The following is a 26,318-nucleotide window of genomic DNA, read 5'->3' on the forward strand; positions in this document are numbered from 1 at the left end:
ACGGCGGGGCCGAGGCGATCCCGGTGACCAGGGAGGTCGACCACGGCACGGCGAAGCTGATGCCCGACGTCGACCGGCGGCGCGCCTGGCTGCTCACGGTCGACGGCGCGCCCCAGTCGTACGTCGACCTGGACGAGCCCACGCACCTGGAGTTCGAGTACGTGCGCCGCCTGGCCCACGTCCTGGACGCCGCCGCCGAGCCGGGCAGCCCCCTGGACGTCACCCATCTCGGGGGCGGCGCCCTGACACTGCCCCGCTACGTCGCCGCCACCCGGCCCGGCTCCCGGCAGCAGGTCGTCGAGGCGGACCGGGGGCTGCTCCGGCTGGTCGCCGAGCGGCTGCCGCTGGCCGAGGGGAGCGGGGTCGACGTGCACGGCGCGGACGCCAGGGAGTGGCTCGACGCGGCGCCGGAGGGCGGCGCCGACGTCGTCGTCGCCGACGTGTTCGGCGGCTCCCGCGTCCCCGCACACCTCACCACCGTCGCCTACGCGCGAAGCGCCGCGCGGGTGCTGCGGCCCGGCGGGCACTACATCGCGAACCTCGCCGACGGCGCGCCCTTCGCCTTCCTCCGCTCCCAACTGGCCACGTTCGCCGAGGTCTTCGGGGAGCTCGCGCTGATCGCCGAACCGTCCGTGCTGCGCGGGCGCCGCTTCGGGAACGCGGTGCTCGTCGCCGCGGACGGACCCATCGACGTGGCGGCGCTGGCCCGCCGCACCGCGGCCGACGTCTTTCCGGCCAGGGTCGAGCACGGGAAGGCGCTGCGGCGCCTCATCGGCGACGCGCGGCCGGTGCGCGACGAGGACGCGGTCCCCTCACCCGAGCCGCCCGACGGCGCCTTCTCCATCGGCTGACGCCACGGCGGCCCCGCGCGGCTCCGGTTCGAGGCCCGGCTTGGCCACCGGCGCCGACACCGCCACCTCCCTCGTGCGGCGCTGGAGACGGCGTACGTCGGGGACGAACAGGACGGCGGCGGTCACGAGCACCACCAGCGCCGCGCAGCCCCACAGCGAGGCGGTCCTGCCGAACGCGGACTCCGCGGGACCGGCGAGCGCCGTGGCCAGCGGCACCATCGCGACCGAGCCGAACCAGTCGTAGGCGGCGACGCGCGACAGCTTCTCCTCCGGGATCTCCTGGTGCATGGCGGTCATCCAGGACACGCCGAACACCTCGATCGCCAGACCGCTGACGAACATCACCGCGGCGAGCCCGGCGACCGGCAGCGGCACCGCGAGCGCCGCCGAGGGCGCGGCCAGCGGGAAGACGCACAGGGTGCCGGCGAGCAGCAGACGCCGCGGCTTCCACCGCGTCATCAGAAACGCGCCGCCGACCGTGCCCGCGCCGAACGCGCCGAGCGCCAGGCCCCACGGCCCCGCGCCGCCCAGTTCGTCCCGGGCCACCAGCGGCCCGAACACCGACTCGGCTGCGCCGACCACCGCCACCACCACCGAGAACTGCGCCACGATCGACCACAGCCAGGGCCGTCCGGTGAACTCCCGCCAGCCGTCCCGCAGATCGGCGAGCAGCCCGCCGCCGGGCGCCCGCGCGGGGATGTGGCTCACGTCGAGGAACGAGCGCAGGGCGCCCGCGACCGCGAAGGCGGCCGCGTCCACGGCGAGCACCCAGCCGGGTCCCAGCCCCGCGACCATCAGGCCGCCGAGCGCGGCGCCGCCCAGGCCCGCGCCCTGCATCGCCATCCGGTACAGCGCGAACGCCCGCCCGGCCTGCTCGCCGCTGACCGACGACATCAGCATGCCCTCGGCGGCCGGGCCGAAGAACGCCTGACCGACGCCGCCGAGCCCGGTGAGGACCATCATCTGCCACAGCCGTGGCTCGCCCGCGAGGACCAGTGCGGCGAAGGCGGCCTGCGAGCCGCAGTTGAGGACGTTGGCCGCGACCATGACGTGGTGCCGGGGCAGCCGGTCGGCGACCGCGCCGCCGATGAGCAGGAACAGCACGAGCGGCAGGGTCCGCGCGGCGGCCACCAGGCCCACGTCGCCGCCGTCGCCGCCCGCGTCGAGGACCGCGAACGCCGCCGCGATCAGAGCCCCGTGGCTTCCGAGGTTCGTCACGATCGCGGCGGCGGTCAGGAGTGTGTAGTTGCGGCCGGCCCGGGCGGGGCGGCGGGGTGCGGGGGCGGGATGCGTCACCCCGGGACTATCCCCGCAGGGCGGCCGTCCTGCCAAACCGTTTTGCCCGGGAGCGGCGAGCGCACTCCCGGCGGCCGGGCGCGGAGAGCGGTCGAGTGCGGCGAACGCCCGGGCGCGGAGGACCGGTGGCTCAGGACTCCTCGGCCGCGGCCTTGCTCCAGCGGACCGTGCTGAGGATCTTCTTCACCGTGGCGTCGGGAACCTCCTCCTTGACGCCCTTGGCGCCGTAGAGGGTCCAGGCGACGTACTCGCCGGCCTCGTTCTTGAAGGCGAACGTGGTGGCCTTGCCCTCCGAGTCGCACTTGGCGGAGGTGGCGGCGCCGGACGTCGTGGACGTCGCGACGCTGCCCTTGACGCCGGACGCGGTGGTGTAGTCCTCGATCTTGCCGATCTTGATCTTCTTCTTGTCGGCCTTGGTCTGCTCGGTGTAGCCGCCGAAGACCCACCACGCCGAGTCGTTGCGGGCGACGTCCTCGGTGTTCTTGGCGCCGTTCTGGCCCTTGGTGCCGACCGCGGCGAGCGAGGTGTCGTCGGGCTCGCCGTCCTTGTCGTCGTCGGACGTGCACCACTTTTCCTTGAGGATCGCCGGCGCGGACATGCCGATGATGCTCTTCGTGCCGTCGTCCTTGCGGTCGTCGAAGCCGATGAAGGTGTCCGGCGTCTCGACCTTCCAGTCGGCGGGGACGTCGAAGGCGGTGCCCCACTTGGGGTTCACCACGACCTGCCAGCCGTCGACGGTGGGCTTGTCCTCGCCGCCCTCCCCGCGCGCGTTGCCGTCGTCGCTCGGGCTCGGGCTCGGCTTCTTCGACACGGACTTCGAGGGCTTCGCGGGAGCCGCCTCGTCACCCTTGTCGTCGTCGTTGCCGAAGACGAGGAAGCCGGTGACGCCCGCCGCCACCACGACGGCGAGCGCGGCGACGATCGCGGTGATCTTCGTCTTGTTGCCGTCGCCGCCGCCCTGGCCGCCGCCGGACTGCTGCGGCGGCACGGGCGGTGGCGTCGGAGCCGCCCACTGCGGCTGCTCGGGCTGCGAGAAGGCGCCCGAGTGCGGCTGCTGGTAGCCACCCGGAGGCTGCTGCTGGTATCCCGGCTGCTGCTGATATCCCGGCTGCTGATAGGGATTCGGCTGCTGGTACCCCGGCTGCTGGTAAGGGTTCTGCCCCTGGGGCTGTCCCTGGGGCTGTCCCTGGGGCTGTCCCTGAGGTTGGCCCTGGGGCTGCCCCTGAGGTTGCCCCTGGTCACGGCTCTGGTCCTGCGGGTTCTGCTCGCCCCCGGGCGGCTGCTTTTCTGGCCACATGGCCAGTAACCATAGAGGTGCCCGGGGCCCGGTGCCATGCGCGCCCCCTGTGCGACGCGTCGCGCGTCGTGCCTGGTGGGGAGAGTGTGCGGAGAAAACGCGGAACGTACGGAGAAAGCGGTGGATACCGTCAGGATTCCGTCGGGTCGCCGTGGGTGCGCACGGTGCTGAGGATCTTCATCACCGTCTTCTCCGGAATCTCGTCCCGCACACCCGAGGCACCGTAGAGGCTCCACGCCACGTAGTCGCCGGCCTCGTTCTTGAAGCCGAAGGTGATCGCCTTGCCGTCCGTGGCGCACTTGCCCCGCTGCGGTGTGTCCGTGGACTTCGCACGGGCGATGCTGCCCTTGATGCCGGACTTCGTGGTGTACGGCTGCGCCTTCTCGTCGTTGGTGAAGCTCTTCTTGTCCGGCTGGGTGTAGCCGGCGTAGACCCACCAGCCGACCTGGTTGACCGCGACCTCGTCGGTGTTCTTCGCGCCCTTGGCGCCCTTGGTGCCCACGGCGGCGAGCTCGTGGTCCTCGGTCCTGCCGTCCTTGTCGTCGTCGCTCGTGCACCACTTCGGCCGCAGGTAGGCGGGCGCCGACATCGTCATCAGCGGCTTGCCCGTCTTGTGGTCCTCGAAGGCGATGGCGGAGCCCGGGTCCTGCACCTCCCACTCCGGCGGGACGTCGAAGGCGGTGCCCCACTTCGGGTTCACCACGACGTGCCAGCCCTTGATCGTGGGCTTGAGGGCGTTGTCCGTGCCGCGCTCGCCGCCGGTGCGGTCCGCCGCGGCGCCCGGCGCGTGGCTGCCGGGCGCGGGGGAGCCGGCCTCGGTGCCCTTGCCGTCGCCGCCGTCGCCGTCGCCGAGCAGCAGGAATCCGGTCACGCCCGCGGCCACGACCACGGCGGCCGCCGTGGCGATCGACACGATCCTGACCTTGTTGCCGCCATCCCGGCCGCCGCCCCCGCCCCCGTCCGCGGGCGCCTGCGGCGCGCCCGTCGCAGCCGTCGGGGCGCTCCACGGCCCCTGCTGACCGGCGCCGGACATCGGGGAGCCGGGCTGCTGCTGATACGGGTTCGGCGCCTGGTATCCCGGCTGCTGATAGGGATTCGGCTGCTGGTACCCCGGCTGCTGGTACGGGTTCTGCCCCTGAGGTTGGCCCTGGGGCTGCACCTGAGGCTGTCCCTGAGGTGGGCCCTGGGGCTGTCCCTGAGGTCGTCCCTGGTCACGGCTCTGGTCCTGCGGGTTCTGCTCGCCCCCGGGCGGCTGCTGTCCTGGCCACATGGCGGGCCACGATACGGGTGCCGCGCGCACAAGATCACAGCCGCCCCGGGAGGCGTGAACGGGCCTGCCGGGAATGCTCGGTTCTCGGCGGTCTTGTACACCCGCACGGCCCGGAGGACCTTCCGCACGGTCGTGTCCGGCGGCTCGCCCCCGCCGCACGGGCGCCCGGCCCGGGCGCCGGTGATCCACGCCCGGGAGGGCCCTGGCCAAGGTCGCTACCCGTGGGTAACATCGCCGTCATGAGCGCAGACCAGATGTCGATCGGCGAGATGCTCGCCGCCACGGTTCCGATGGCCCGCACGCTGAACCTGGAGTTCCGCGAGACCGCGCCGGACCGGGCCGTGGTCGCCCTGCCGGACCAGGGCGACTACCACAACCACGTCGGCGGCCCGCACGCCGGCGCCATGTTCACCCTGGGCGAGTCCGCGAGCGGCGCCATCGTCCTCGCCGCGTTCGGCGCCGAGCTCTCGCGGGCCGTGCCGCTCGCCGTCAGCGCCGAGATCGCGTACAAGAAGCTGGCGATGGGGCCGGTGACGGCCACCGCGACCCTCGGCCGCCCGGCCTCCGACGTGATCGCCGAACTCGACGCGGGGCAGCGCCCCGAGTTCCCGGTCGCCATCGAGATCCAGCGCGAGGACGGCGCGGTCACGGGCGAGATGACGGTGGTGTGGACCCTGCGCCCCAACAACCCCAACTGACCCGCACGGGTCAACCGACCCGCGGAGGCCCGTGGTTGTGCCCGACGGCACGGCCCCGGGCCTCCGGTCGTTTCGGGGTGCCGCCGCCACGCCCTGACGTTCACTTCTTGTTCAACTCATTGACACGAGTCATCGGCGGCCATAGTTTTCCCGCCGCTGCACCTGGTGTCTAACGGTGTGTCAGTCCTTCTTGTCGCATAGTGCGTTCAAAGCCCGAATGACTACTCACCATTGGCACGTGTACACGCTTCGCTTCGCACAGTCGTGTTCGCGCACACAAGGCACAGAAGGAAGTGACGGCTCATGTCCCACTCCGTGTCCCGGCGGTCGGCTCTCAGGCTGGCCGGCGGTGCGATCGCCGTGGCAGCCGCGGCCACCGCCGGTACGGCGGTCCCCTCGCACGCGGCGGCCCGCTCCAGACAGGGCCCCGGTGCGGGCCGCCGCGTCGAGTCCCTCGTCGGCCGGCTCACCCTCGACGAGAAGATCTCCCTGCTGCACGGCGCGACCGACCCGAAGAGCCTCGGCCAGGCGGGTTACGTCCCCGGCGTGCCGCGCCTCGGCATCCCGCCGCTGCGCCTCGCCGACGGCCCCGCGGGCGTCCGGGTCGCCGCCCGCGCCACCGCCCTGCCCGCCCCGGTCCTGCTCGCCGCCGCCTTCGACCCCGCGCTCGCCCGCCGCTACGGCCAGGTCATCGGCCGCGAGGGGCGCGCCCTGCAGCAGGACGTGCTGCTCTCGCCGATGGTCAACCTCATCCGCACCCCGTACGCGGGCCGCAACTTCGAGACCTTCGGCGAGGACCCGCTGCTCGCCGCCGACCTGGTGTCCGAGGAGATCAAGGGCATCCAGGGCGAGGGCCTCATCGCCACCGTCAAGCACTTCGCCCTGAACAACCAGGAGAAGGACCGCACGAAGGTCGACGTGCGGGCCGACGAGCGGACGATGCACGAGACCGAACTGCGCGGGTTCGAGGCGGCCGTCGCCGCCGGCACCGGAGCCGTCATGGGCGCGTACAACAAGGTCAACGGCACCTTCGCCTGCGAGAACAAGGAGCTCCTCAGCGACATCCTGCGCGAGCGCTGGGGCTTCGAGGGGTGGGTGATGACCGACTGGTACGCCCAGCACAGCACCGTCGCGGCCCTCGCCGCCGGTCTCGACATGGAGATGCCCGACGACGCCTACTTCGGCGCCGCCCTCAAGCGGGCCGTCCGCGACGGCAGCGTCCCCGAGCCGCAGGTCGACCGCTCGGTGCGCCGGATCCTCGGCGTCATGGAGCGCTTCGGACTGCTCGACGCGAGCCGCCCGCCGCGCCCGGAGCGCGACCCCGACGCGGGAGCGACGGTCGCCCTGGACGTCGCCAAGGCCGGGGCCACCCTGCTGCGCAACGCGCACCGCGCCCTGCCGCTCACCGGCCGCGCCGCCCGCTCCGTCGCCGTCATCGGCCCCACCGGCCGCCAGCCCTTCGTCAGCGGCGGCGGCAGCGCCCACGTCGTCCCCGACCACGCCGACAGCCCGCTCGACGCGATCACCGCCCGGGCCGGCCGCGAGGCCGAGGTCACCTACGCGGTGGGCGAGGACCTCTACGGCAAGCCGATCCCGCGCTCCCGGCTCACCCCCGGCTTCGACCCGGAGGGCCAGAAGGTCGCCGCGGGCAAGGAGTGGACGTACGACGGGACGCTGACCCCCGCCGAGCCGGACGAGTGGACGCTCGTCCTCCACTACTCCGGCGAGCGGCCCAAGGTGGAGCTGGACGACGTCGAGCTCTACCCGCCGCGGCCGGGCGTCGGCGAGTACTTCTCCGGTGGTCTCATCGCCGCCGCGCCCGACGGGCTGAACGTGCGCCGCGCGACCCGGAACCTCACCCCCGCCGGGCACCGGCTGAAGATCACCGCGAAGGGCGGCGACCGGGGACAGACGTTCCGGCTGCGCCGCATCACCGGCGCCACGCGCGCCGCCGACGTCGCCGAGGCCGTCCGCGCGGCCCGCCGGTCGCACACCGTCGTCCTGTTCGCCTACGAGGACGCCACCGAGGGCCAGGACCGCACGACCGTCGCGCTGCCCGGCCACCAGGAGGAGCTGATCCAGGCCGTCACCGCGGCCAACCCGCGCACCACCGTCGTCCTGAACACCTCGTCGGCCACCTCCATGCCGTGGCTGGAGCGGACCGCCGCCGTCCTGCAGATGTACTACCCGGGCCAGGAGGGCGCGGCCGCCACCGCTGCCGTCCTGTTCGGCGACTGCGACCCCGGCGGCCGGCTCACCCAGTCCTTCCCGGTGGACGACGACCTGCACCCGATGGCCGGGGACCCGCGACGCTATCCGGGAGTCGACGGCGTCGAGGAGTACTCCGAGGGCGTCCTCGTCGGCTACCGCTGGTACGACGCCGAAGGGGTGCGGCCGCTCTTCCCCTTCGGCCACGGCCTCTCGTACACCACCTTCGCCTACGCGGATCTGGCGGTCCGTCAGGTCGGCCGGGGCGTGGACGTCAGCTTCACCGTGCGCAACACCGGCAGGCGTGAGGGCGTCACCGTCCCGCAGGTCTACGTCGGTCCCTCGCCGGACCTGCGGCTGACCCAGGCCGAACGGCTCCTCGGCGGCTACCGGCGGCTCACCCTGCGCCCGGGGGAGCGGCGGCGCGTCACCGTCCACGTCGACCGGCGGACCCTCTCGGCCTGGGACGTCAAGCGGCACGACTGGCGGCTCGGCACGGGACGGCGCTCCTTCCGCGTGGGCACCTCCGCCCGCGACATGAAGCTCTCCGCGACCACCGTCGTCAAGGGAGCGGGCGCATGAGCGCCGCCGGCGGCCGGATACGCCGAGCCGTGTCGGCCGTCGCTGCCCTGGCGGCGGCGGCCGCCGCGGCCGTCCTCGGCCCGCTGCCGGCCCAGGCGGCGACCGGCACGGGCGGCGGCACCCTGGTGCGCACCGACGACGGCTGGCTGCGCGGCACGGCCACCGCCGAGGGGCGGCAGTTCCTCGGCGTGCCCTACGCGCGCCCGCCCGTCGGGGACCTGCGCTGGAAGGCGCCGCGTCCGGTGCGGCCGTGGGACGGCGTGCGCCGGGCGACCGGGTTCGGCAACCGCTGCGTGCAGAGCGCCAGTTGGGACCCCGGCTACGAGAATCCCAGCCACACCGAGGACTGCCTCGACCTCAACGTCCACACCCCCGAGGGGCGCACGGGCCGTCTGCCCGTGCTGGTGTGGCTGCACGGCGGCGGGCTGACCGCGGGGGCGGGCTCGGACATCGTGCCCGACAGCTTCGCCCGCCGCACCGGCGCGGTCGTCGTCACGGTCAACTACCGCCTCGGCGCCCTGGGTTTCCTCGCCTCCGCGGGCCTCGACGGCGAGGCGTCCGACGGCGTGTCCGGCAACTACGGCATGCTCGACCAGCAGGCCGCGCTGCGCTGGGTGCGCGCCAACATCGGCCGCTTCGGCGGCGATCCAGGCCGGGTCACCGTCGCCGGCGAGTCGGCGGGCGGCCGGTCCGTCTGCACCCAGCTCGCCTCGCCCACCGCCCGCGGCCTCTACCGCGCGGCCGTCGTGGAGAGCGGCGCGTACGGCGACTGCGCGGGCCGCGAGCGGCAGCGGGCGACCGCCGACGGCGCGGCCTTCGCGAAGAAGGCGGGCTGTCCCGACCCGCGCACCGCGCTCGCCTGCCTGCGGGGCAGGCCCGCCGAGCGGATCCTCGCCGCGCAGGCCGGCTTCGACTGGGGTCCCGTGGTGGGCGGCGCCTTCCTTCCGGTCCAGCCCGAGGCGGCGTACCGGAACGGGAGCGCGGCCCGGGTGCCCGTGCTGAACGGCGCGAACAGCGACGAGGGACGGCTCTTCGCCTTCTCGCAGTTCGACGGCCGGGGTGCCCCGCTCACCGCCGAGCGGTACCCGCAGGCCCTCGCCGCGGCGTACGGGGCGGAGCTGGGCGCCCGCGTCCTGCGGAGGTATCCGCTCGCGGACCACGCCTCACCGACGCACGCGTACGGCGCCGCGCTCGGCGACCGGATGTTCGCCTGCTCGGCGCTGCGCATGGACACCGCTCTGGCACGCCGAGGGCCCGTCTACGCCTACGAGTTCGCGGACCGCACCTCGCCGCCCTTCGCCTCGCTGCGGCGGCTCGACACCGACTTCGACTTCGGCGCCACCCACGTCAACGAGGTCCAGTACCTGTTCAAGCACTTCGGGCTCACCTCGCCCTTCAACGCCGAACAGCGCCTGCTGGCCCGGCAGATGGTGCAGTACTGGGGCTCGTTCGTGCGCACCGGAGTGCCGCGCGCCGACGGCGGGCCCGCGGCCCCCGACCAGCGCACCCGGCCGGGGCAGGTGCTCTCGCTGCGCACCGCGTCGGCGGGCGGGAACACGATCGACGCCACCGTGCGCGACACCCACCGCTGCGACCTCTGGGACGCCGTTCCGGCGAGCTGAGCCGCTGCGGGTAGGCTGCCCGGCGTGCGCGACCGAGCAGGCGCGCACGCCGGGCACACACACTTGAACCGCACGGGAGGAACCGGCGTTGCACGTCCAGGAGTGGCTGGAGCACGTCCCAGCCGTCAGCATCTACGCGCTGGTGGGCCTCGTCATCGGTCTGGAGAGCCTGGGCATTCCGCTGCCCGGTGAGATCGTCCTGGTCTCCGCGGCGCTCCTGTCCTCCCAGCACGGCGACCTCAACCCGGTGATCCTGGGCGCCTGCGCCACCGCGGGCGCCATCATCGGCGACTCCATCGGGTACGCCATCGGGCGCAAGGGCGGCCGCCCGCTCCTCGCCTGGCTGGAGCGGAAGTTCCCCAAGCACTTCGGCGCGTCGAACGTGGCCACCGCCGAGCGGTCCTTCCAGAAGTGGGGCATGTGGGCGGTCTTCTTCGGCCGCTTCGTCGCGCTGCTGCGCATCTTCGCCGGGCCGCTCGCGGGCGTCCTGCGCATGCCCTACTGGAAGTTCCTGATCGCCAACGTCCTCGGCGGCATCGTCTGGGCGGGCGGCACCACCGCCGTCATCTACTACATCGGCGTGGTCGCCGAGGACTGGCTCAAGCGCTTCTCGTACGTGGGACTCGGCATCGCCGTCCTCATCGGCGTCGGCTCGATGCTGTTCGTCAAGCGCCGGGCGAAGAAGGCCGCGGCCGAGGCGGAGGCGGCCGAGGCCGCCGAGCAGCCGCTCGCCGACCCGCGGCCGGTCCCCGCCGTCGACTGAACCCGTCCGGTCAGTCCGCCGCGTGCGCGTCGCGGTGGGCCTTGGCCAGATCCACGTACAGCGTGCCGTTGAGCGAGATGCCCTCGCGCTCCTCGTCGGTGAGCGGCCTGCGCACCTTGGCGGGCACGCCCGCGACGAGCGAGCCCGGGGGCACCTGCATGCCCTGGGGCACCAGGGCCTGGGCCGCCACCAGCGAACCGGTGCCGATCACCGCGCCGTTGAGGACGGTGGCGCCCATGCCGATCAGCGCGTCGTCCTCGACGGTGCAGCCGTGCAGGACGGCGTTGTGGCCGACCGAGACGCGCTCCCCGATCGTGAGGGGGAAGCCGGGGTCGACGTGCAGGGTGCAGTTGTCCTGGATGTTGCTGTCGGCTCCCACCACGATGGGCCCGCAGTCGGCGCGGAGCACCGCGCCGTACCAGGCGCTCGCCCCGGCCCGCAGCGTCACCTCGCCGATCACGACGGACGTCGGCGCGGTGAACGCGTCCTGGTCGATCTCCGGGGTCCTGCCGCCGATGCCGGTGATGAGTGCCTCGTGGCCCATCGACTCGCTCCCTGTTCGGTACGTCTGTGTGCGTCACGCCTGACGGCACCGTACGGGACGGCCGGGCGGGCGCCGCCGTGTGGGGTGAAGATCACAGGCCGGGGGCCTGCGGCGGGGTGGGGCACTGAGTAACGTGAGCGCGTGCCGAAGAACAGGAACACGTTCTCATCCCTCGCGGCCGGGCCGCGCAGGCTCGCGCAGCGCGCCGTCCACGCGGGCTGGGACTGGGTGCAGCGCACGGGCGCGGTGACCGCCGCCCACCCCGGCCGGCTGCGGTTCGGCGCGATCGGCGAGGGCACGAAGCTCGCCTTCCCGCAGGGCACGGTCTTCGGGGAGCCGTGGATCCGGCTCGGCGACCACTGCGTCGTGGGCCAGCACGTCACGCTCACCGCGGGCATGATGCCGGACCTCGACCTCGGGCCCGACCCGATCCTGCGCATCGGCAACGGCGTCGTGCTGGGCCGCGGCAGCCACGTCATCGCGGACACCGCGGTGTCCATCGGGGACGACTGCTACTTCGGTCCGTACGTGTACGTGACGTCGACCAACCACTCCTACGACGACCCGCACACGCCCATCGGGAAGCAGTGGCCCCGGATGGAGCCGGTGGAGATCGGGCCCGGGTGCTGGGTGGGGACGGGGGCGGTGATCCTGCCGGGGGCCCGCATCGGGCGCAACGTCGTGGTGGCCGCGGGGGCGGTCGTGCGCGGGGAGGTGCCCGACCATGCCGTGGTGGCGGGGGCGCCCGCGCGGGTGGTGCGCACCTGGGACGCGGAGCAGGGCTGGCAGCCGCCGCTGCGGACCCCCGCTCCGGTGCCGATCCCCGACGGGGTCACGCCGGAACAGCTGCTTGCGCTGGGGGAGTTGGGGGAGGGCTGAGGCCCGGGTCTCCGGGCGGTGCGCGGGCCGCCCGCCGGCTCAGCCGGCCAGCAGCACCGTGCCCACCAGGGCCAGGCCCGCGCCGGCCGCCTGGACCGCGCGCAGCCGCTCGTCGAGCACGGCGCGGGCCGCCAGCGCCGTCACCACCGGGTACACGGAGGAGAGCACCGCGGCGACCGTGACCGGGCCGTTCTGGGCGGCGACCGAGTACGTGCCGTTGGCGGCGACGTCCGCGAGTCCGACGAAGGCGAGGGCCGGGAGCATGGCCAGGAGCACGCCCGTGCCGGAGCCTTCGGGCAGCGCCCTGCCGCCGCGCCGGACGGAGACGTACAGCGCGGCGCCGCCCGCCGCCACGTTGGTCACGCGCTGCACGAAGAGGGCGAGGAAGAGCCCGGTCAGGCTGCTGGACGCCTCGGCGATCAGGGCCATCACGCCGCCGAAGCCGAACGCCGCGACGAGCGTGAGCAGCACCGCCCTGCGCTGCACCGGCGCGCCGCGCAGCTCCGGTCCGCCCGCGAGGACGATGCCCGCCACGGCCACCCCGATGCCCGCGAACTGGGCCGGGCCCGGCCGCTCGCCGAGCAGGAGCCCGACGCCGACCGGCACGGCGACGCCGAGCGAGCCGAGCGGTGAGACGACGCCCATCGGGCCGAGGGCGAGCGCCTTGTAGAAGGCGAGCATCGCGACCGGGCCGACCAGGCCCGCCGCCACCGCGAACCACAGCTGCGGCCCCCACTCCGTCCACCCGCCGGTCGCGATCACGACGACGCCGAGCACGACCACCGCGATCGTCTGCGAGGCGACGACCACCGTGAGGGCGGGAACGCGTCGGGTGAGCAGTCCGCCGCCGAAGTCGGCAAGGCCCCACAGGAGGCTGGTGGCCAGGGCGAACAAAGCGGTCATCGAAGGGCCTCGCAGTACAGTGTGTTGAACCATCTGGGATCATCAGGTGCACCACACCGTAGTTCAGTATCCTGAACTCTGTCATCCAAAATAATGGACGGGAATGTGTCGGACCTCGACCAGCTGACGCAGTCGCTCGCGCGCAACCTCAAGCGCTGGCGCAACGAAAGGGGCTTCACCCTCGACGCCCTGGCGGCCCGCGCGGGCGTGAGCCGCGGCATGATCATCCAGATCGAGCAGGCCAGGACCAACCCCAGCGTGGGCATCACGGTGAAGCTCGCGGACGCGCTGGGCGTCAGCATCACCACGCTCCTGGACTACGAGCAGGGGGCGCACGTCCGGCTCGTGCCACCGGAGCAGGCGGTGCGCATGTGGTCCACGGAGGCCGGCAGCAGCACCACGCTCCTGGTGGGCACCGAGGCGCGCGGCCCGTTCGAACTGTGGTCGTGGCGCCTCATGCCGGGCGAGGGGAGCGACTCCGACGCGCACCCGACGGGCACCGTCGAGCTGCTGCACGTGGCGTGCGGCGAGCTGACGCTCCTCGTCGACGGCGCCGAGCACGTCGTCACCGCCGGGGCGGCCGCCACCTTCGAGGCCGACGTGCCGCACGGCTACCACAACAGGGGCGCCGAGCCGGTCGAGATGACCATGTCGGTCTCGGTCCCGCCCGCCCACGCGGGCACGTACTGACACGCGGGCACGTACTGAGGGGTCGGAACCGGCCCGCCGCCGCGGGCTGTTAGCGTGCCGCCATGCGTGCCCCTCTCGGTCGGTTCGACGTCGTCAGCCCCGCCCCCGAAGCCCTGGACCTGCTCGTCCCGCCCGTCGCGGACGCCGTGCGCGGCTGGCGGGGCGCCGTCCCCGCCGACGAGCTCGTGCACGTCGACACCGACCCGCGCTGGGCCGACACCGCCGCCTTCCTGGAGCACTACGGCCCCGACCTCCTGGACCGGTCGGCCAACTGTGTCGTGGTGGCGGGCAGGCGCGGCGGCGAGACCACGCTCGCCGCGTGCCTCGTCCCGTCCGCCACGCGCGTCGACGTGAACGGCGTCGTACGCCGCCGCCTCGGCGCGCGCAAGGCGTCGTTCGCCCCGGCGGACACGGCCACGGGCGAGACCGGCATGGAGTACGGCGGCATCACCCCGATCGGGCTGCCCGCGGCCTGGCCCCTGCTCGTCGACGCGGTCGTCGCCGACCTCCCGTACGTCCTGGTGGGCAGCGGCAGCCGGCGCGGCAAGCTCATCGTGCCGGGCAAGGTGTTCGCCGCGCTGCCGAACGCGGTCGTCGTGGAGGGCCTCGGCGTCGCCGCGGCGGGCTGAGGCGGACGAGGCACGGCCCGGCGAGGACGCCGGGCCGGGGCGGGCGGCTCACCCGTCCAGACCGCCGCGCGCCACCAGCTGACGCACGATCACGTCCCGCTGGATCTCGTTGGTGCCCTCGCCCACGATCATCAACGGCGCGTCCCTGAAGTACCGTTCGACGTCGAACTCCGTCGAGTAGCCGTGGCCGCCGTGGATACGGACCGCGTCCAGGGCGATCCGCATCGCCGTCTCCGACGCGCACAGCTTGGCCATGCCCGCCTCCATGTCCACGCGCCGCCCCGCGTCCGCCTCGCGCGCCGCGTACAGGGTCAGCTGGCGTGCCGCGGACAGGGACGTCGCCATGTCCGCCAGATAGTTGCCGATCGACTGGTGGCGCCAGATCGGCACGCCGAACGACTCGCGCTCCTGGGCGTAGCGCAACGCGTCCTCGAAGGCCGCCCGCCCCACTCCCAGCGCGCGGGCGGCGACCTGCAGCCGCCCCGTCTCCAGGCCCTTCATCATCTGTCCGAACCCCCGGCCCTCGACGCCGCCGAGCAGCGCGCCGGCCGGGGCGCGGAAGCCGTCGAAGAGCAGCTCGCAGCTCTCCACGCCCTTGTAGCCGAGCTTCGGCAGATCGCGCGAGACGGTCAGTCCCGGGCCGTGCTCGACGAGCAGGACGGACATCCCGCGGTGACGCGGCTCGGCGTCCGGGTCCGTCTTGCAGAGCAGCGCGATCAGCCGGGACCGCCGGGAGTTGGTGATCCAGGTCTTCGCGCCGTCCACGACGTACCCGCCGTCGTCCCGGCGGCGCGCGACCGTGCGCAGCGCCTGCAGGTCCGAGCCGCCGCCCGGCTCGGTCAGCGCCATCGTGGCGCGCACCTCGCCGGTGGCCATGCGGGGCAGCCAGTGCCGCCGCTGCTCCGGCGTGCCGAAGTGCAGGAGCAGCTTCGCGACGACGGTGTGGCCGCCCATCGCGCCCGCCAGGCTCATCCAGCCGCGCGCCAGCTCCTCGGTCAGCAGGACGTAGCAGGGGGTGGAGACGGGCGTCCCGCCGAACTCCTCGGGGACGGCGAGGCCGAAGACGCCGAGCTCCTTCATCCCCTCGACGAGCTCGGTCGGATAGGTGTCGGCGTGCTCCAACTCCCGTGCCACGGGCCGGACCCGGCGGTCGACGAAGTCGCGGACCGTGCGGATCACCAGTTGCTCGTCGGGCGGCAGTCCGTCCAGGGCGCTCACCGGCAGACCCCCGCGGCGCGCAGCCGTGCGATGTCGTCCGGGGCGCGGCCCAGCTCGGCGAGGATCGCGTCGGTGTGCTCGCCCGCGGCCGGCACCGGATCCATCCGCGGGGCCACCCCGGACAGGATGGCCGGCGGCAACAGCGCCTGTACGGGCTCGTCCGTGCCCGGTACGCGGATGTCCCGCCAGCGTCCGCGCTCGGTGAGCACCGGGTGGGCCAGGAACTCGGGGACGGAGTTGACGCCCGCGTTCGCGATGCCCGTGCGGTCGAGCAGCCGCGTCGCCTCGTCGCTGCCGAGCTCCGCGAAGCGCGCGGAGATGATCGCGTCGAGCGCCTCCCGGTGCGCCACGCGGTCGGACCCGGTGGTGAAGCGGGGGTCGTCGGCCAGCTCGGGCCGCCCGAGGAACTCGCGGCACAGCGCGACCCATTCGCGTTCGTTCTGCACGGAGAGCAGCACGTCCTTCCCGTCCGACGCGGTGAACGGGCCGTACGGCGCCACCGTCGCGTGCCGGGCGCCGACGCGGGGCGGCTGGGTCCCGCCGTACCGCGTGTAGTAGGCGGGCTGGCCCATCCACTCGGCCAGCGCGTCGAAGAGCGACACCTCGACGGCGGGCGCCCGCCCGGTCGTCGCCCGCGTGAAGAGCGCGGAGAGGATGCCGCTGTACGCGTACATCCCGCCCGCGATGTCGGCCACCGAGATCCCCGCGCGCACGGCCTCGTCCGGGGTGCCGGTGAGCTGGAGCAGCCCGGTCTGGCACTGCACGAGCAGGTCGTACGCCTTGCGGTCCACCCAGGGCCCGTCCGTGCCGTAGCCGCTGACGGTGCAGGTGATCAGGGACGGATGGCGCGCCCGCAGCTCGTCGGCGCCCAGGCCCAGGCGGTCGGCGGCGCCCGGCGCGAGGTTCTGCACGAACACGTCGGCCCCGGCGACCAGGTCGCCGAGGATCGCCCTGCCCTCCTCCGACTTGAGATCGAGGGTGAGCGACTCCTTGGAACGGTTCAGCCAGACGAAGTAGCTGGCCTGGCCGTGCACGGTCGTGTCGTAGCGGCGCGCGAAGTCGCCGCCGCCGGGCCGCTCGACCTTGATCACCCGCGCCCCGAGATCGGCGAGTTGGCGGGTGGCGAAGGGCGCGGCGACGGCCTGTTCCAGGCTGACGACGGTGACGCCGGCGAGGGGGAGGGCGGGAGGGAGGGGCGGGGGAGGTGGCATGCGGTGTTTGTACGGGGTGACGGGGGGCGGGTCAATGACGCGGGGGCGGGTCGGTGGGGGTGGGGCGGGGTCGCACCGGTGCGGGGCCCGCGGGGGTGCGGCGCCGCGCTTTCGATGCCTGCGGGACGGCGGCCCGTCGTCCGGTGGACGGCAGGCGGTTGGGCGCCCGACGGCAGGCCGACGCACGCCTGAGACGCGCAGTTCAGCCGGTGCCGTCACCGTGCTGCGTGGGTGGTGGCGGTGCGGGGCCGCGGGGATGTGGCGCTGCCGGGTCGCCGTCCCGCCCGTCCCGACCGCGGTCGCGCGCCCCGGTGCGCGGCGGACCTCCCCGACGCCTCTCGATCGACCGTCTCCCGCCTTCCCCCCGCATCACTCACGTCTCCCGCACCTCCTTCGTCTCCGTCGTCCCCCTCGTCTCGTCGTCCCCCTCGAACCGAGAAACGGAAATGACATGCACTCGACATCCGCAGCGGCACCGCTCGCCCCGACGCCGCCCACCCGCCCGTACGTCACCTCCCTCGCGGACACCACCGCACAGATCAGGGCCGCCCAACGCCTGCGTCACCGGGTCTTCGCCGAGGAGCTAGGCGCCGCCCTCGACACGCCGCTGCCCGGTCACGACATCGACGCCTTCGACGACCTCGCCGATCACCTGATCGTCACCGACACCTCGACCGGCGAGGTCGTCGGGACGTACCGCCTGCTGCCGCCCGGCCGGACCGGGGCGTCCTACTCCGACGGGGAGTTCGACCTGCGCGCGCTCGGCGCCCTGCGGCCGTCGACCGTCGAGGCGGGCCGCTCCTGCGTGCACCCCGACCACCGGTCCGGCGCCGTGATCAACCTGATGTGGTCGGCGCTGGCCCGGTACGTCCTGCTCTCCGGGCACCGGTATCTGGCCGGCTGCGCCTCCGTCCCGCTGGCCGACGGCGGCCGCGCCGCCGCGAGCGCCTGGCTGCTCGGCACCGCCAAGCACACCTCGCCGCCCGGGCTGCGGGTCCACCCCCGGCGCCCCTGGACGCCCGCCGGTCCCGCGCCGGAGCGCCCGTCCTACGCCGACCTGCCGCCGCTGCTGCGCGGCTACCTCCGGCTCGGCGCCTGGGTGTGCGGCGCCCCCGCCCACGATCCCGAGTTCGACGTCGCGGACTTCTTCGTCCTCCTGGACACCGACCGGCTCAGTGCGCGTCACCGCCGCTACTTCCTGGGCGAGGACGCGCGGTGAACCCCTGGACGGTCGACCGCGGCTGCCCCGCGAGCTGTGCGGCCGAGCCGGACCCGCGCGTGCCCCTGGCCGAACTCGCGCGCCGGTACGCGGCGTTGACGTACGCCCTGACCAGGGCCGTGGCCCGCGGCGAGCGGATCGCCGCCCCGGCGGCCCTGCGCACCGAGGCACGGGCGGTGCTCGGCGCCCTGGGAGTGGGTCTGGAGGCGACCGGTGCCGGGCGGCTGAGCGCCGGGGCGTGCGGCACCGGGACGCTCGTCGTCGCCAACCACATCTCCTGGCTCGACGTCGTCGCCCTGCTCGCGGTGGAGCCGGTGACCGTCCTCGCCAAGCGGGAGGTGGGCCGGTGGCCGGTGATCGGCACCCTGGTCCGGCGGGCGGGCACGCGGTTCATCGACCGGGACGGCGATCCGCGCGGGCTCCCGCACACCGTGCGCGAGGTGGCCGGCGTCCTGCGGTCCGGCGGGTCCGTGCTCGTCTTCCCCCAGGCGACGACGTGGTGCTCGGCGGCGGGCGGACGCTTCCGGCGGGCCGCCTTCCAGGCCGCGGTCGACGCGGGCGCCCCGGTGCGGCCGGTGACGGTCGCGTACCGGCAGAACGGGAAGCCGAGCACCGCCGCCGCCTTCCTCGGCACGGAGGACTTCACCGCGTCGCTGCGCCGGGTGGCGGGCGCGCGCGGGCTGACCGCGCGGATCACCGTCCACGCCCCGGTGCGGGGCGCCGACCGGCGGAGTCTGGCCGCCGCCGCGCAGGAGGCCGTCCTCGCGGGGCACAGGGGGCCTGAGCGGCGTCAGGCGACGGCGGGAACGCCCCTTCCGCGAAGGGCTCCTGCGGGCGGTCCGGCCGGCCCGGGGCCGGCGTCGGGGACCGGTGTCACGGCGTGGGGGCCGCCGCCTCCTGACGGCCCGACCCGGTGGATCCCCGCACCACGAGCTCCGGCATGAAGACGAACTCGCCGTGCGGCGCGGGCGTTCCGCCGATCTCCTCCAGGAGCGCCCGCACCGCCGCCTGGCCCATCGCCTGCACGGGCTGGCGGACCGTGGTGAGCGGCGGGTCGGTGAAGGCGATCAGCGGGGAGTCGTCGAAGCCGACCACGGAGACGTCCCCGGGGACGGTCAGGCCCAGGTCGCGGGCGGCCCGTACGGCGCCGAGCGCCATCATGTCGCTGGCGCACACGACGGCGGTGCAGCCGCGGTTGATGAGCGTGGTGGCCGCCGCCTGGCCGCCCTCCAGTGTGTAGAGGGAGTGCTGGATCAGCTCGGCGGCCGCCTCGTCGGCCAGGCCGAGCTGCTCGCGCAGCCCGAGCCGGAACCCCTCGATCTTCCGCACCACCGGGACGAACCGCTTGGGCCCGACCGCGAGTCCGATGCGGGTGTGGCCGAGCGACGTCAGGTGCGTGAGGGCGAGGCGTACGGCGGCGCGGTCGTCCGTCGACACGAAGGGCGCGGCCACGTCCGGGGAGAAGCCGTTGACGAGGACGTAGGGGACGCCCTGGGCGCGCAGGGCGTCGTAGCGCCGCATGTCGGCGGTGGTGTCGGCGTGCAGTCCGGAGACGAGGATGATGCCGCTGACCCCGCGGTCCACCAGCATCTCGGTGAGCTCGTCCTCGGTGGAGCCGCCCGGCGTCTGCGTCGCGAGGACGGGCGTGTAGCCCTGGCGGGTCAGGGCCTGCGCGATGACTTGGGCGAACGCCGGAAAGATCGGGTTGTCCAGCTCGGGCGTGATGAGGCCGACGAGACCGGCGCTGCGCCGGTGCAGGCGCACCGGGCGTTCGTACCCGAGCACGTCGAGGGCGGCGAGGACGGCCTCGCGGGTGCCCACGGCCACCCCTGGCTTGCCGTTGAGGACGCGGCTGACGGTGGCTTCGCTGACCCCCGCGTGGGCTGCGATGTCGACGAGCCGTGCGGTCATGGCACCGGACTGTACCCGGCACCACGGGGATTGCCCACCGCCTGCGAAACCTTGCGCAAGAGGGGCGCCTTGCAAGAGTCTTGCAGGCGGATTCAGTGCGCCGCGGCAGCCCTCTCCCTGCCTTCCGTTGCGGCCCGCACCTCTCTGACCGGCCCAAGTGCCGGGACCCGCCGGGGTGTCAAGCGCGGTCGGGGCAACGGTAAGGACACGCAGATGTAACGATCACCGTGTCTTGCAGAAAATTGCCGCAAGGTCTTTCGGTGGCATTGCGGCGCTGTTACGTTCCTGGCAACCCGGCGCCGCGTCGAGAGCGGCCAGCAGGAGGCACCTCTTCGTCTCCCCGTGATTCCGGGATCAGTTGAAGGAGTTCACATGCGGCGTGGCATTGCGGCCACCGGGCTGATCGCGGCCCTGGCCATGACAGCGGCAGCGTGCGGGGGCGACGACGAGGGCGACGGCGGCAGCAAGGGCGGCAAGCTCTCGGGCACCGTCACCTTCTGGGACACCTCGAACGACGCCGAGAAGGGCGCGTACGAGAAGATCGCCAAGGGCTTCGAGAAGCTGCACCCGGACGTCAAGGTCAAGTATGTGAACGTCCCGTTCGGCGAGGCCAACGCCAAGTTCAAGAACGCGGCGGGCGGCAACTCCGGTGCCCCCGACGTGATGCGCACCGAGGTCGCCTGGACCCAGGACTTCGCCTCGCTCGGCTACCTCGCCCCGCTCGACGGCACGGCCGCGCTCGACAAGGCGGACGACTACCTCGCGCAGGCCGCGGCCAGCACGAAGTTCAAGGGCAAGACCTACGCCGCGCCGCAGACCATCGACACCCTGGCCCTCTTCTACAACAAGAAGATGCTCAAGGCCGCGGGGGTCGACGTGCCCACCACCTTCGACGAGGTCAAGTCGGCCGCGACGAAGATCCGCTCCAAGTCCGGCAAGACCGGCCTCTATCTGCGCGGCGACGACCCGTACTACTACCTCCCGTACCTCTACGGGGAGGGCGGCGACCTCCTGGACACCAAGAGCAAGAAGGTCACCGTCGACGACCCCGAGGGCGCCAAGGCGTTCTCGGTGATGAAGGACCTGGTCGACTCCAAGGCCGCGGTCACCGACGCGAGCGACGGCTACAACAACCAGCTCAACGCCTTCAAGGACGGCGACGTCGCGATGGCCCTCGACGGCCCCTGGTCGATCCAGGGCGCCCTGCAGGGCAAGGAGTTCACCTCCGACAAGGCCAACCTGGGCGTCGCCCCGGCCCCGGCCGGCAGCGCGCGCCAGGGTGCGCCGCAGGGCGGCTGGAACCTCGCCGCGTACGCCGGGTCCGGCAACCTCGACGCGTCCTACGCGTTCATCAAGTACATGAGCTCGGCCAAGGTGCAGCAGCAGACCACCGAGCAGCTCAGCCTGCTGCCGACCCGCACCTCCGTCTACGACGTGAAGTCCGTCAAGGACAACCAGATGGTGCAGTTCTTCAAGCCCGCCGTGGAGAAGTCCGTGCAGCGGCCGTGGATCCCGGAGGCCAACGCGCTCTTCGAGCCGATCCGGCTCCAGCTGGAGAAGGTGCTCAGCGGCAAGGCCTCGCCCGAGAAGGGCGCCCAGGGCATCGGTGACGCCTACCGCAAGCTCCTCAAGGACTACAAGTAGCGCCCGAAGGACCACCGACTCCACCAGGACCACGAGCAAGAGGGAGGGCCGACCGCCCCATGGCTGTCGAGACCGGCCGGGCGGTGGCGAAGGCCGCGGATGCCAGGAGCATCCGCGGCCGCGGCCACCGGCCAGGCAAGAACCCGGGGCGGCTGCGCAGGGCGCTCGCCACCCACTGGTACGCGTGGGCCATGGTCGCCCCCGTGGTCGTCGTGATCGGCGTCATCGTCGGGTACCCGCTGGCGCGCGGCCTGTACCTGTCGACCACCAACGCCAACGAGGCCAACGTCGAACGGCACATCGGTGTCAACGACATCCCCGCCACGTACGAGTCCGTCGGTCTCGACAACTACCGGTCGATCCTGTCGGACGGCGTCTTCTGGGACCGCCTGACCTGGACCCTGGTGTGGACCGTCTCCTGTGTCGCGCTGTCCTTCGCGCTCGGTCTCGCGCTGGCCACCATGCTCAACCGCAGACTGGCGGGGCGCTCCTTCTACCGGATGGCGCTCATCCTGCCGTGGGCGGTGCCGGCCTTCGTCTCCGTCTTCACCTGGCGGCTGCTCTTCAACGAGAAGAAGGGCATCCTCAACAAGCTCCTCGCGGGCGGCGGCATCGACGCCGTCCCCTGGCTCAACGACCCGACCTGGGCGAAGATCTCGGTGATCACCGTCAATGTCTGGCTGGGCGTGCCGTTCATGCTCGTGGCCATGCTCGGCGGCCTGCAGTCCATCCCGGGCGAGCTGTACGAGGCCGCCGAGATGGACGGCGCCAACGCCTGGCAGCGCTTCCGGCACATCACCCTGCCGGGGCTGCGCTCCGTGGCCAGCACGGTCATCCTCATCAGCGGCATCTGGACGTTCAACATGTTCCCGGTGATCTTCCTGCTGACCAGGGGAGGACCGGGCGACGCCACCGAGATCCTGGTGACCTACGCCTACCGGCTGTCGTTCGTCGTCAGCCCCCGCGACTTCGCGGGCTCCGCAGCCTGGGGCGTGCTCATCCTCGCGCTCCTGACGATCATCGCGGTGGCCTACCGCCGCGCGCTCCGCAAGCAGGGAGAGGTGTGGTGACCACCGTGCCGGACGAACACCGGGCCCCCGGACCCCAGGACCCCGGACCCCAGGACCCCGGGCACCGAGCCCCCGGGGCCGCGACACGCGCCGAGCGGACCGGGCGCACCCGCAAGGCCAGAGGGCGCGACGAGCGCGGGCCGCTCGCCTCGGCCGCCCTGCACGCGACCCTCCTGCTCGCCGCCGCGATCGCCGTGGGGCCGCCGCTGTGGCTCCTGGTCACCTCGTTCAAGCCGCAGAGCGAGGCCTTCTCCACCGACCTGGTCAAGGACTTCACCCTCGGCAACTACGACCACGTCCTCAACGACACCGAGTTCCCTCAGTGGCTGCTCAACTCCGTGCTCGTCGTGGGCCTCACCACGGTGATCGGCGTGTTCATCGCGGCGACCACCGGCTACGCGGTCAGCCGCTTCAGGTTCCCCGGCATGCGCCCCCTGATGTGGCTGCTCCTGATCACCCAGATGTTCCCGGTCGCGGTGCTCATCGTGCCCCTGTACAACCTGCTGGCGAGCCTCGGACTGCTCAACCAGCCCGTCGGTCTCGTCGTCACCTATCTGACGATCGCCGTGCCGTTCTGCGCCTGGATGATGAAGGGCTACTTCGACACCATCCCCGTCGAGATCGACGAGGCGGGACGCGTCGACGGGCTCAATCCGTTCGGCACGTTCTGGCGGCTCATCGTGCCGCTCGCCAAGCCGGGCCTCGCCGTCACCGGCTTCTACAGCTTCATCACCGGCTGGGCCGAGGTGGCCTACGCCTCCGCCTTCATGACCGGCGAGGAGAACCTCACCCTCGCGGGCGGCCTGCAGACCTTCGTCAACCAGTACACCAGCGACTGGGGCTCGCTGACGGCCGCCGCCGTGATCGTCGCGGTGCCCGCCGCCGTCATCTTCGGCTTCGCCCAGCGCCACCTCGTCTCCGGCCTGACGGCGGGCGCGACGAAGTCCTGAGGCGGCCCGCCGCCCGCGACCCGCACGGCGCGCACGCCCCACCGGCGGCGCCGGACCGACACCGTCCGGCGCCGCCCCCACCCCACTCGATCCCAGGGAAGACATGACCCAGCACCTCGCTGCCCCTGCCGCCCACACCACCGAGACGCGCACGGACTGGTGGCGCGGCGCGGTGATCTACCAGGTGTACCCGCGCAGCTTCGCCGACGGCAACGGCGACGGCATGGGCGACCTCGCGGGCATCCGCGGCCGGCTGCCGTACCTCAGGGACCTCGGCGTCGACGCCGTCTGGCTCAGCCCCTTCTACGCCTCGCCGCAGGCCGACGCCGGTTACGACGTCGCCGACTACCGCGCCATCGACCCGATGTTCGGCACCCTCCTGGACGCCGACGCGGTCATCCGCGACGCCCACGAGCTCGGCCTGCGCATCATCGTGGACCTGGTGCCCAACCACTCCTCGGACCAGCACGACTGGTTCCGCCGCGCCCTCGCCGAGGGCCCGGGATCCCCGCTGCGCGAGCGCTACCACTTCCACCCCGGCAAGGGCGCCGACGGCGAACTCCCGCCCAACGACTGGGAGTCCATCTTCGGCGGCCCCGCCTGGACCCGGGTGCCCGACGGCGACTGGTACCTGCACCTCTTCGCGCCCGAGCAGCCCGACTTCAACTGGGAGCACCCCGCCGTCCGGGACGAGTTCCGCTCGATCCTGCGGTTCTGGCTCGACATGGGCGTCGACGGCTTCCGCGTCGACGTGGCCCACGGCCTGGTCAAGGCGGCCGGACTGCCCGACATCGGCAGCGCCGACCAGCTCAAGCTGCTCGGCAACGATGTCATGCCGTTCTTCGACCAGGACGGCGTGCACGCGATCTACCGCAGCTGGCGGCAGGTGCTCCAGGAGTACGCGGGGGACCGCATCCTGGTCGCCGAGGCGTGGACGCCGACCGTCGAGCGCTCCGCCTACTACGTACGCCCCGACGAGATGCACCAGGCCTTCAACTTCCAGTACCTGGGCACCTCCTGGGACGCCGCCGGACTGCGCGCGGTCATCGACGCCTCGCTCGCCGCGATGCGGCCCGTCGACGCCCCCGCCACCTGGGTGCTCTCCAACCACGACGTGACCCGGCACGCCACCCGGCTCGCCAACCCGCCGGGACTCGGCACCCAGCTGCGCACCGCGGGCGACCGCGCGCTCGGCCTGCGCCGCGCCCGCGCCGCGACCCTGCTGATGCTCGCCCTGCCCGGCTCCGCCTACCTCTACCAGGGCGAGGAGCTCGGCCTGCCCGACGTCACCGACCTGCCCGACGCGGTACGCCAGGACCCCTCCTTCCACCGCGCCGACGGGCAGGACGGATTCCGGGACGGCTGCCGGGTGCCCATCCCGTGGACCACCGAGGGATCGTCGTACGGCTTCGGCACGGGCGGCAGCTGGCTGCCGCAGCCCACCGGCTGGGGCGAACTGAGCGTGCAGGCGCAGACCGGCGACCCCGGCTCCACCCTGGAGCTCTACCGCAGCGCCCTCGCCCTGCGCCGCGCGCGCCCCGGGCTCGGCGCGGGCCGCGCCGTCGAATGGCTCGACGCCCCCGAGGGCGTGCTCGCCTTCGCCCGCGAGGGCTTCGTGTGCACCGTGAACACCACCGCGGCGGCCGTGCGCCTGCCGGCCCCCGGCCGGGTGCTGCTCGTCGGCGGTGACGACGGGGTCGAGACGGCCGAGGGCACCGTGACGCTGCCGGCCGACACGACCGTCTGGTGGGCGGTGTGACGCTCGCCCCCGTGCCGCGGGACGCCCTGCGGGCCGCCCCGCGGCTGCTGGACATCGCGGCGCAGGCCGGGGTCAGCGAGGCCACCGCGAGCCGGGTGCTCAACGGCAAGGCGGGGGTCGCCGCGGGCACCAGGCGCCGGGTCCTCGCCGCCCTGGACGTCCTCGGCTACGAGCGGCCCACCCGGCTCGGACGGCGCAGCGCGGGCCTGGTCGGCCTGGTCATCCCCGAGCTCACCAACCCGATCTTCCCCGCCTTCGCGCAGGTCATCGAGCAGGTCCTGGCCGGGCACGGCTACACCCCGATGCTCTGCACCCAGATGCCGGGCGGCGCCACCGAGGACGAGCTGGTGGAACAGCTGGAGGACCGCGGGGTCAGCGGCATCATCTTCCTCTCCGGGCTGCACGCCGACACGACGGCCGACCCCACCCGCTACCGCGAACTGGCCCGCCGCAAGGTGCCGTTCGTGCTCGTCAACGGCTACCACCCGGACATCCCGGTGCCGTTCGTCTCGCCCGACGACCGCTCGGCCGTCCGGATGGCGGTCCGGCACCTCGTCGACCTGGGGCACGAGCGGATCGGGCTGGCCGTCGGCCCCACCCGTTACGTGCCCTCGCGGCGCAAGGCGGAGGGCTTCGTGACGGCCCTGCGCGATCTGCTCGGTCGCGCGCCCGAGGAGGCCGAACGGCTCGTGCAGCACACCCTGTTCACCGTCGAGGGCGGGCAGGCCGCGGCCGGGGCGCTGCTCGACCTGGGGTGCACGGCCGTGGTCTGCGGCAGCGACCTCATGGCGCTCGGTGCCGTGCGGACCGTGCGGGAGCGGGGCCTGACCGTGCCCGGCGATGTCTCCGTGGTCGGCTTCGACGACTCCCAGCTCATCGCCTTCACCGATCCGCCGCTGACCACCGTGCGTCAGCCCGTGCGGGCCATGGCGAGCGCGGCGGTGGGCGCCCTGCTTGAGGAGATCGACGGAAACCCCGTGCAGCGCACGGAGTTCGTCTTCCAGCCCGAGCTGGTGGTCCGGGGTTCCACGGCCCAGGCGCGCCGCTGAAGTTAGCACCGCCGCAAGCTCTTGCGGAAGCCTTTGCGTGCCGTGATTCCCCGGT

The 26,318-nt window shown here is 73.4% G+C and carries 23 protein-coding genes; 15 read left to right on the plus strand and 8 right to left on the minus strand.

Annotated features, from left to right (window positions below; translation table 11 throughout):
- Positions 1-59 precede the first annotated feature (59 nt).
- The gene (locus tag ACFYXE_RS19105) at positions 60-851 is read left to right on the plus strand and encodes a spermidine synthase (protein ID WP_389314646.1); all 792 of its coding nucleotides are present in this window, start codon (positions 60-62) and stop codon (positions 849-851) included.
- Here ACFYXE_RS19105 and ACFYXE_RS19110 read toward each other — a convergent pair.
- From ACFYXE_RS19110 to ACFYXE_RS19120, 3 genes are all read right to left on the minus strand, one after another.
- Positions 813-2,147, minus strand: a complete 1,335-nt coding sequence (locus ACFYXE_RS19110) for an MFS transporter (RefSeq protein WP_389313781.1) — start codon at positions 2,145-2,147, stop codon at positions 813-815. The two genes, ACFYXE_RS19105 and ACFYXE_RS19110, sit on opposite strands and share 39 nt — an antisense overlap.
- A 130-nt stretch (positions 2,148-2,277) precedes the next feature.
- Positions 2,278-3,444 carry a hypothetical protein gene (locus ACFYXE_RS19115; protein WP_389313784.1) on the minus strand — a complete coding sequence of 389 codons (1,167 nt, stop codon included), beginning with the start codon at positions 3,442-3,444 and terminating at the stop codon, positions 2,278-2,280.
- A 130-nt stretch (positions 3,445-3,574) separates the two neighbouring features.
- Positions 3,575-4,714: a hypothetical protein gene (locus ACFYXE_RS19120; RefSeq protein ID WP_389313786.1), complete on the minus strand. Its 1,140-nt coding sequence runs from the start codon at positions 4,712-4,714 to the stop codon at positions 3,575-3,577.
- 239 nt (positions 4,715-4,953) lie between these two features.
- Between ACFYXE_RS19120 and ACFYXE_RS19125 the strand changes: the two genes are divergently transcribed.
- From ACFYXE_RS19125 to ACFYXE_RS19140, 4 genes are all read left to right on the plus strand, one after another.
- Positions 4,954-5,412, plus strand: coding sequence for a DUF4442 domain-containing protein (locus ACFYXE_RS19125; RefSeq protein ID WP_389313788.1), 459 nt, complete (start codon positions 4,954-4,956; stop codon positions 5,410-5,412).
- A gap of 303 nt (positions 5,413-5,715) precedes the next feature.
- A complete protein-coding gene (locus tag ACFYXE_RS19130) occupies positions 5,716-8,202 on the plus strand; it encodes a beta-glucosidase (protein WP_389313790.1) in 2,487 nt (828 codons plus the stop codon).
- Positions 8,199-9,824: a carboxylesterase/lipase family protein gene (locus ACFYXE_RS19135; protein WP_389313792.1), complete on the plus strand. Its 1,626-nt coding sequence runs from the start codon at positions 8,199-8,201 to the stop codon at positions 9,822-9,824. Before ACFYXE_RS19130 ends, ACFYXE_RS19135 begins: the two co-directional genes overlap by 4 nt.
- Positions 9,825-9,912: 88 nt before the next feature.
- The gene (locus ACFYXE_RS19140) at positions 9,913-10,587 is read left to right on the plus strand and encodes a DedA family protein (RefSeq protein ID WP_361180242.1); all 675 of its coding nucleotides are present in this window, start codon (positions 9,913-9,915) and stop codon (positions 10,585-10,587) included.
- A gap of 10 nt (positions 10,588-10,597) precedes the next feature.
- On the opposite strand, the gene ACFYXE_RS19145 is transcribed toward ACFYXE_RS19140, so the two are convergent.
- A complete protein-coding gene (locus ACFYXE_RS19145) occupies positions 10,598-11,131 on the minus strand; it encodes a gamma carbonic anhydrase family protein (RefSeq protein ID WP_389313795.1) in 534 nt (177 codons plus the stop codon).
- 141 nt (positions 11,132-11,272) lie between these two features.
- On the opposite strand from ACFYXE_RS19145, the gene ACFYXE_RS19150 reads away from it, so the two are divergent.
- Positions 11,273-12,010 carry an acyltransferase gene (locus ACFYXE_RS19150; protein WP_361180246.1) on the plus strand — a complete coding sequence of 246 codons (738 nt, stop codon included), beginning with the start codon at positions 11,273-11,275 and terminating at the stop codon, positions 12,008-12,010.
- Positions 12,011-12,049: 39 nt separating this feature from the next.
- On the opposite strand, the gene ACFYXE_RS19155 is transcribed toward ACFYXE_RS19150, so the two are convergent.
- Positions 12,050-12,913: an EamA family transporter gene (locus ACFYXE_RS19155; RefSeq protein WP_389313797.1), complete on the minus strand. Its 864-nt coding sequence runs from the start codon at positions 12,911-12,913 to the stop codon at positions 12,050-12,052.
- A gap of 105 nt (positions 12,914-13,018) precedes the next feature.
- On the opposite strand from ACFYXE_RS19155, the gene ACFYXE_RS19160 reads away from it, so the two are divergent.
- Positions 13,019-13,603: a helix-turn-helix domain-containing protein gene (locus tag ACFYXE_RS19160; RefSeq protein WP_389314648.1), complete on the plus strand. Its 585-nt coding sequence runs from the start codon at positions 13,019-13,021 to the stop codon at positions 13,601-13,603.
- Positions 13,604-13,665: 62 nt separating this feature from the next.
- Complete coding sequence (locus tag ACFYXE_RS19165) at positions 13,666-14,232, plus strand: YbaK/EbsC family protein (protein WP_389313799.1); 567 nt, start codon at positions 13,666-13,668, stop codon at positions 14,230-14,232.
- Positions 14,233-14,280: 48 nt separating this feature from the next.
- Here ACFYXE_RS19165 and ACFYXE_RS19170 read toward each other — a convergent pair whose 3' ends face one another.
- Positions 14,281-15,450: an acyl-CoA dehydrogenase family protein gene (locus ACFYXE_RS19170; protein WP_389313801.1), complete on the minus strand. Its 1,170-nt coding sequence runs from the start codon at positions 15,448-15,450 to the stop codon at positions 14,281-14,283.
- Positions 15,447-16,661: a CaiB/BaiF CoA transferase family protein gene (locus ACFYXE_RS19175; protein WP_389313803.1), complete on the minus strand. Its 1,215-nt coding sequence runs from the start codon at positions 16,659-16,661 to the stop codon at positions 15,447-15,449. Before ACFYXE_RS19175 ends, ACFYXE_RS19170 begins: the two co-directional genes overlap by 4 nt.
- A gap of 451 nt (positions 16,662-17,112) precedes the next feature.
- On the opposite strand from ACFYXE_RS19175, the gene ACFYXE_RS19180 reads away from it, so the two are divergent.
- Both ACFYXE_RS19180 and ACFYXE_RS19185 read left to right on the plus strand, forming a co-directional pair.
- Positions 17,113-17,880 carry a GNAT family N-acetyltransferase gene (locus ACFYXE_RS19180; RefSeq protein WP_389313805.1) on the plus strand — a complete coding sequence of 256 codons (768 nt, stop codon included), beginning with the start codon at positions 17,113-17,115 and terminating at the stop codon, positions 17,878-17,880.
- Positions 17,877-18,824: a lysophospholipid acyltransferase family protein gene (locus ACFYXE_RS19185; RefSeq protein ID WP_389313807.1), complete on the plus strand. Its 948-nt coding sequence runs from the start codon at positions 17,877-17,879 to the stop codon at positions 18,822-18,824. Before ACFYXE_RS19180 ends, ACFYXE_RS19185 begins: the two co-directional genes overlap by 4 nt.
- Here the strand turns inward: ACFYXE_RS19185 and ACFYXE_RS19190 are convergent.
- Positions 18,754-19,791: a LacI family DNA-binding transcriptional regulator gene (locus tag ACFYXE_RS19190; protein WP_361180262.1), complete on the minus strand. Its 1,038-nt coding sequence runs from the start codon at positions 19,789-19,791 to the stop codon at positions 18,754-18,756. The genes ACFYXE_RS19185 and ACFYXE_RS19190 overlap by 71 nt on opposite strands.
- A 372-nt stretch (positions 19,792-20,163) precedes the next feature.
- Here ACFYXE_RS19190 and ACFYXE_RS19195 point away from each other — a divergent pair, with 372 nt between their 5' ends.
- The 5 genes from ACFYXE_RS19195 to ACFYXE_RS19215 all read left to right on the plus strand — a co-directional run bounded on the left by ACFYXE_RS19195 (position 20,164) and on the right by ACFYXE_RS19215 (position 26,263).
- Positions 20,164-21,435: an extracellular solute-binding protein gene (locus ACFYXE_RS19195; RefSeq protein ID WP_389313810.1), complete on the plus strand. Its 1,272-nt coding sequence runs from the start codon at positions 20,164-20,166 to the stop codon at positions 21,433-21,435.
- Positions 21,436-21,494: 59 nt separating this feature from the next.
- A complete protein-coding gene (locus ACFYXE_RS19200; protein ID WP_389313812.1) occupies positions 21,495-22,505 on the plus strand; it encodes a carbohydrate ABC transporter permease in 1,011 nt (336 codons plus the stop codon).
- 158 nt (positions 22,506-22,663) lie between these two features.
- Positions 22,664-23,455, plus strand: coding sequence for a carbohydrate ABC transporter permease (locus ACFYXE_RS19205; RefSeq protein WP_361180270.1), 792 nt, complete (start codon positions 22,664-22,666; stop codon positions 23,453-23,455).
- A 103-nt stretch (positions 23,456-23,558) separates the two neighbouring features.
- Positions 23,559-25,214: a glycoside hydrolase family 13 protein gene (locus ACFYXE_RS19210; RefSeq protein ID WP_389313814.1), complete on the plus strand. Its 1,656-nt coding sequence runs from the start codon at positions 23,559-23,561 to the stop codon at positions 25,212-25,214.
- Entirely contained in the window at positions 25,202-26,263 is a 1,062-nt protein-coding gene (locus tag ACFYXE_RS19215) for a LacI family DNA-binding transcriptional regulator (protein ID WP_389313816.1), read from the plus strand. The genes ACFYXE_RS19210 and ACFYXE_RS19215 overlap by 13 nt, the downstream gene beginning before the upstream one ends.
- The last annotated feature ends 55 nt before the right edge of the window (positions 26,264-26,318 follow it).

The sequence above is a fragment of the Streptomyces sp. NPDC002564 genome, from assembly GCF_042889645.1.
In the GTDB taxonomy this organism is placed as follows: domain Bacteria; phylum Actinomycetota; class Actinomycetes; order Streptomycetales; family Streptomycetaceae; genus Streptomyces.